Genomic DNA, 5,056 nt, shown 5'->3' on the forward strand with positions numbered 1-5,056 from the left:
CGATGCTCGTGCTCGCGATCCCGATGTCCCGGCCGTCGACCACGAGCGTCGGGGCGGCGGCCCGGATCGGCAGGGGCTCGTCGAGCGTGAGGGTGACGACGAAGCCGCCGGCGACCGCGGTCACGGTCCACCCGTCCCCCGACGCGACCGGGGAGTCGCCGGTCGTGATCGTGGTGCCGGTACCGTCCGCGGGGGTGCCGTCGGCGGGCGCGGCGACCGCAGGGAGGGCGACGAGGCTGCCGGCGAGGGCGAGCGCCGCGACGACGGCGGCGGCCCCGAGCGACCGGGCGCCCAGGGATCGCGCCCCGAGGGATCGCGCGCCGCGACGGCGGCGTGGTGGCTGGTGGCGGTGACGGTCCACGTCGGGGTCCCCCTGTCGGCGGGTGGTTCCGCGGGCCGTGCGGCACGCGCTGGTGGTCACGGTAGCGAGACCGGTCGGCCAGTCGGATCATCCCGCAGGATGATCGCCCGGGGAAGGTCCGCGCGCCCCGGCGAACACCCGAACGCGCGAAGTCGAGCGTGCCACCCCCGATCGCGTGCGTCGGCCCCGGAACCGCGCAGGAATGCGGCGGGAAGAGGCAAGAATGCCGCTCCGGCTCCTCATTAGGATTCCGTCAGGACCGCCGATCGGTGCGGTCCACACGCGCACGCCGGCCCAACGACGGGGAGGTTCGAGATGTCCCAGTTCGTCCAGAAGTTCACGCAGGACGCCATCATCGGAGAGCCCGAGGTCGTCGAGGACCGCGGTGCCGCACCCGTGCGCGAGGTCGCCGCGAACCCCGCGTGGCTCCGACTCAAGGACGCCGTCGTCGCACTCCAGCGACTGCAGGCCACCGACGGCTCCGTCCCGGACGCAGCCGACCACCCCGCCGCGTCCGAGCTGCTCGCCGTCGTCGTCCCGGCGATCGCCGAGCTCGCACCCGCGTTCCCGCACGACGCCGCGTACCTCGAGCTGCTCCGCCGGGACTTCGCGGCGTGGGAGGCGCAGGGCTTCGGCGTCCCGGACTTCCTCGACTCGCTGAACGCCTTCCAGCCGCAGCAGCACCGGGTCGACGGCCTCGGGCACCTCGTGGTGTTCCCGATGGTCACGCAGAACGGCAGCGCCTCGCGGTTCGTCGAGGCCCTGCTCGTCGAGGTCATCTGGCCGGACTTCATCGCCGAGCTCGAGGCCGGCGAGTACGGCAACAAGCTGTTCGTCGCGCTCCGGTTCGTCGACTTCACGCCCGGCTACGACACGAACTCGGCCGTGCTGTTCCCCGAGACCGTCGCGATGCGGGAGATCCCGGCGTTCACCTGGGGCGCGATCTTCCAGGACCGCGAGGCCGCCCGCTACCGCCGGGTCGTCCGTGCGGCCGCCGACATCACGAAGCTCGACCTGCCCGAGGACGCCGCGGCGATGCTCGACGACCAGGAGCTCACCGAGCGGGTCTTCGTGATGTGGGACATCATCCACGACCGCTCGCACATGCGCGGCGACCTGCCGTTCGACCCGTTCATGATCAAGCAGCGCATGCCGTTCTTCCTCTACTCGCTCGAGGAGCTGCGCTGCGACCTCACCGCGTTCCGCGAGTCGGTCCGGCTGCAGCGGTCGCTGTCGGCGGTGCCGGACGGGGAGCTGTCGGATGCGCAGCGCTCGATCCGGGACCACGCGGCACTCGTGCAGTACGCCGTCATCTTCGACCGGATCTTCCGCTTCGCCATCACCGGCAGCCGGGTCCGGAACTACGACGGGCTCGGCGGGCAGCTGCTCTTCGCGTGGCTGCACCAGCACGGCGTCCTGCACTGGACCGACACGCAGCTCACGATCGACTGGGACGCGGTCCCCGACGTCGTCATCGCGCTGAGCGACCGGATCAACGACCTGTACTGGCGCTCGATCGACCGGCCGAAGTCGGCGCACTGGCTCGCCGCCTACGAGATGCTCACGCAGACCCTCACTCCGCACCCGGCCTCCGCGTGGGCGAAGGGGCTGCCGTCCGAGACGCTCGCCGGTCCGCCGAAGGGCTACACCGACGCCGTGCTCGACGACGAGTTCCCGCTCTCGATGTTCTACGAAGCGCTGGACAAGAAGATGACAGCCGTCATCCAGTCCACCGCGGGCATCACGGGGACCACCGACGACGCGTCGGTCGCCGCGTGAACGACGGCCCCCTCGCCGGCCGCACGGTGCTGGTCGCGGGAGCGACCAGCACCAGCGGCGAAGCCGTCTCGCGAGCACTGGTCGCCGCCGGAGCGGCGGTCGTGGCCGTCGGCACCCGGGACGACGGCCTGGAGGCACTGCGCGCGGCCGTCCCGCAGGTCACGACCCAGCGGTGCGACCTGGCGGACCGCAGCGCGGTCGACGGGCTGGTGGCGCGCCTCCAGGCCGACGGGACGCACGTCGACGGTCTCGTGCACCTGGTCGGCGGATGGCGGGGCGGCGGCGGTCTCGTCGGGCAGTCCGACGAGGACTGGGACTTCCTCGAACGGGGGTTCCACACGCTGCGGAACACGACCCGCGCCCTGTACGACGACCTCGTCGCCTCGCCCGCCGGACGCCTCGCGATCGTGTCGTCGACGAGCGTCGACGCCCCCGCCGCGGGTGCCGCGAACTACGCCGCTGCGAAGGCCGCGGCGGACGCCTGGACCCGTGCGGTCGCGCAGGGCTTCCGGAAGGACGCCCCGACCACCGCGGCCGCCACCGTCTTCGTCGTCCGGACGCTCGACGGCCTCGAACGCCGGCTCGGCGAGGAGGTCGTCCGGCTCTGGGCGGCCGACCCCACCGACGTGAACGGCGTCCGTCTGCCCCTCGCCACGGAGCCCGTCGGCACGGAACCTAGGATCGACGCGTGACCCTTCGACTGCACGACCTCGACCTGCGGGGCTTCGCCTCGGACAACTACGCCGGCATCCACCCGGAGGTCCTCGACGCCATCGCGGCCGCGAACCAGGGCCACCAGATCGCCTACGGCGAGGACGTCTACACGGCGCGGCTGCAGCAGGTCTTCACCGAGCACTTCGGCGACCAGGCACAGGCGTTCCCGGTGTTCAACGGCACCGGTGCGAACGTCGTCGGTCTGCAGTCGATGCTCCCCCGGTGGGGTGCCGTCGTGTGCACCTCGACCGCGCACATCCACACCGACGAAGCTGGCGCGCCGGAGCGCGTCGGCGGCATCAAGCTCCTCACCGTGGACGCGCCCGACGGCAAGCTCACGCCCGAGCTCATCGACCAGCAGGCCTGGGGCTGGGGCGACGAGCACCGCGCGCAGCCGCTCGTCGTGTCCATCACGCAGACGACCGAGCTCGGCACGGCCTACACCGCCGACGAGATCAGGGCGATCGCCGACCACGTGCACGGGCTCGGCATGAAGCTCCACATGGACGGAGCCCGCATCTCGAACGCGGCCGCCACGCTCGGGCTCCCCTTGCGCGCCTTCACCACCGACGCCGGGGTCGACGTGCTGAGCTTCGGCGGCACCAAGAACGGTCTGCTCTACGGCGAGGCGGTGGTCGTGCTCGACCCGTCGGCGTCCGAGGGGCTGCACTACCTCCGCAAGCTCAACATGCAGCTCTCGTCGAAGATGCGGTTCGTGTCGGCGCAGCTCATCGCCCTGCTCACCGACGACCTCTACCTCCGCTCCGCACGCCACGCCAACGCGATGGCGGCGAAGCTCCGGGGCGCGCTCGAGGCCGGGATCGCCGACGGCAGCATCCAGGGCGTCGGGTTCAGCCAGGAGACCCAGGCGAACGGGGTGTTCGCGACCCTGCCGGCCGGGGTGGCCGATCGGCTCCGCGAGCACTTCCGGTTCTACGACTGGGACGCCAGCCGGAACGAGGTGCGGTGGATGTGCTCCTTCGACACGTCGGAGCAGGACATCGACGACTTCGTGGCGGCGCTGACGCGGGAGCTCGCGGCCGTCTGACCGCCTGAAATTTCAGGTTTGACGTACGACCGGCACCTGTGTAATTTCGACTACGAGGCCGCGACGAGGCGGCTCCGAGAGCCCCAGGGGGGGGGATCGATGTCGAAGCACCGAACAGCCATCACGAGCCTCGTGCTCGTCACTACAGTGATCGCGAGCGCGCTCGTGACTGCACCAGCGGCGACAGCTGCCACGACGATGCCCCGCGCCGGGACGGCCGAACAGACGCACGGCGCCGAGGTCGAGATCAGCCCGGAGCAGCTCGCAGCCGCGCTCGGCGAAGCGAGGGCTGATGGACTGGTCGTGGCGAACAGCGAACGCGCGGACGGGTCGACGGTCACGAGGATCGATCTCGGCGACGGCTTCACGTTCGACCTCGTCACCGAACGCTCCCGCGAGCGCATCGGAGCGGGCACGGACTCGAAGGGCACCTACGTCAGCTTCAACGCGACGGACCAGAACATGATCATCAGTGGCGCAGCCTTCGCACTCGGGGCCGCCGTGTGCGCAGTGAGTGGCGGCACGTTCTGCGTCGTCGTCGGCGCGATCCTCACCGCGGCCACGGTGGCGATCACCGGGAGCGGGGCAATCCGTTGCGGCACGAAACAGCTGCGGGTCTACCCGTTCGCGGGCGGCAAGGTCAAGCCGCGGTGCGCCTGATGGGAGACATGACGTCATGAGGTCGTTCTTGTTGCGCCTGCCCATCGCGCTGACGTGCAGTTCGGCGCTCGTCGTCGCCGGATCGGTCCTCGTCACGGCGCCGACGACCGCCGGCCATTGGGGCAGCACCGTCGGATCCGCGCTGGCCCTGTTCACCGCGATGGTGTGGGCCGGCACCGCACTCCGTCGCCGACGGCACCGACGGCCGTGACCGCGCGCGTCCGTCGGGGTCCGACGGTCGTGATCGTCGGCGGCATCGCAGCGACGATCGGCGCCTGGCTCGCGCTCGGCCTGCTCGACGCCTGCCTCGGAGCGCTCGCCACGCTCGCGTACGCTGCCTCCGCGCCGAGCGTCGTCGGCGCGACCCGTGTCCCGGACGGGGCCGCGCCCGATCCACGCAGCGTCCGGAAGTGGCGCGAGGAGCATCCGGACGCGACGATCAGCGAAGCGATCGCCGCCCTGTCGGAACGGTGACCGACGACGGACGGGAGCGG

Annotated in this window: 7 protein-coding genes; 6 read left to right on the forward strand and 1 reads right to left on the reverse strand. The window is 71.6% G+C overall.

The window, feature by feature from the left end; all coding sequences use genetic code 11:
• On the reverse strand, positions 1-361 hold a 361-nt coding region (locus I59_RS19280; RefSeq protein ID WP_042726494.1), incomplete at its 3' end, for a hypothetical protein.
• A gap of 315 nt (positions 362-676) precedes the next feature.
• Between I59_RS19280 and I59_RS05370 the strand changes: the two genes are divergently transcribed.
• From I59_RS05370 to I59_RS05395, 6 genes are all read left to right on the forward strand, one after another.
• The gene (locus tag I59_RS05370) at positions 677-2,140 is read left to right on the forward strand and encodes a DUF6421 family protein (protein ID WP_022902987.1); all 1,464 of its coding nucleotides are present in this window, start codon (positions 677-679) and stop codon (positions 2,138-2,140) included.
• A complete protein-coding gene (locus I59_RS05375; protein WP_022902988.1) occupies positions 2,137-2,832 on the forward strand; it encodes an SDR family NAD(P)-dependent oxidoreductase in 696 nt (231 codons plus the stop codon). Before I59_RS05370 ends, I59_RS05375 begins: the two co-directional genes overlap by 4 nt.
• On the forward strand, positions 2,829-3,902 hold the full coding sequence (locus I59_RS05380) for a low specificity L-threonine aldolase (protein WP_022902989.1): 1,074 nt from the start codon (positions 2,829-2,831) through the stop codon (positions 3,900-3,902). Before I59_RS05375 ends, I59_RS05380 begins: the two co-directional genes overlap by 4 nt.
• Before the next feature lie 99 nt (positions 3,903-4,001).
• Positions 4,002-4,562 (forward strand): hypothetical protein, encoded by a 561-nt coding sequence (locus I59_RS05385; RefSeq protein ID WP_148286099.1) that lies wholly within the window; start codon positions 4,002-4,004, stop codon positions 4,560-4,562.
• A 16-nt stretch (positions 4,563-4,578) separates the two neighbouring features.
• On the forward strand, positions 4,579-4,773 hold the full coding sequence (locus tag I59_RS05390; RefSeq protein WP_022902991.1) for a hypothetical protein: 195 nt from the start codon (positions 4,579-4,581) through the stop codon (positions 4,771-4,773).
• Complete coding sequence (locus I59_RS05395) at positions 4,770-5,036, forward strand: hypothetical protein (RefSeq protein ID WP_022902992.1); 267 nt, start codon at positions 4,770-4,772, stop codon at positions 5,034-5,036. Before I59_RS05390 ends, I59_RS05395 begins: the two co-directional genes overlap by 4 nt.
• Positions 5,037-5,056: the final 20 nt, after the last annotated feature.

The sequence above is a fragment of the Curtobacterium sp. B8 genome, assembly GCF_000333315.1.
Taxonomy (GTDB): domain Bacteria; phylum Actinomycetota; class Actinomycetes; order Actinomycetales; family Microbacteriaceae; genus Curtobacterium; species Curtobacterium luteum.

Excerpts from the sequence above, each read along its gene's own strand:
- I59_RS05370 (WP_022902987.1), top strand. The coding sequence starts at position 677 with ATGTCCCAGTTCGTCCAGAAGTTCACGCAGGACGCCATCATCGGAGAG.
- I59_RS05385 (WP_148286099.1), top strand. The coding sequence starts at position 4,002 with ATGTCGAAGCACCGAACAGCCATCACGAGCCTCGTGCTCGTCACTACA.
- I59_RS05390 (WP_022902991.1), top strand. The coding sequence starts at position 4,579 with ATGAGGTCGTTCTTGTTGCGCCTGCCCATCGCGCTGACGTGCAGTTCG.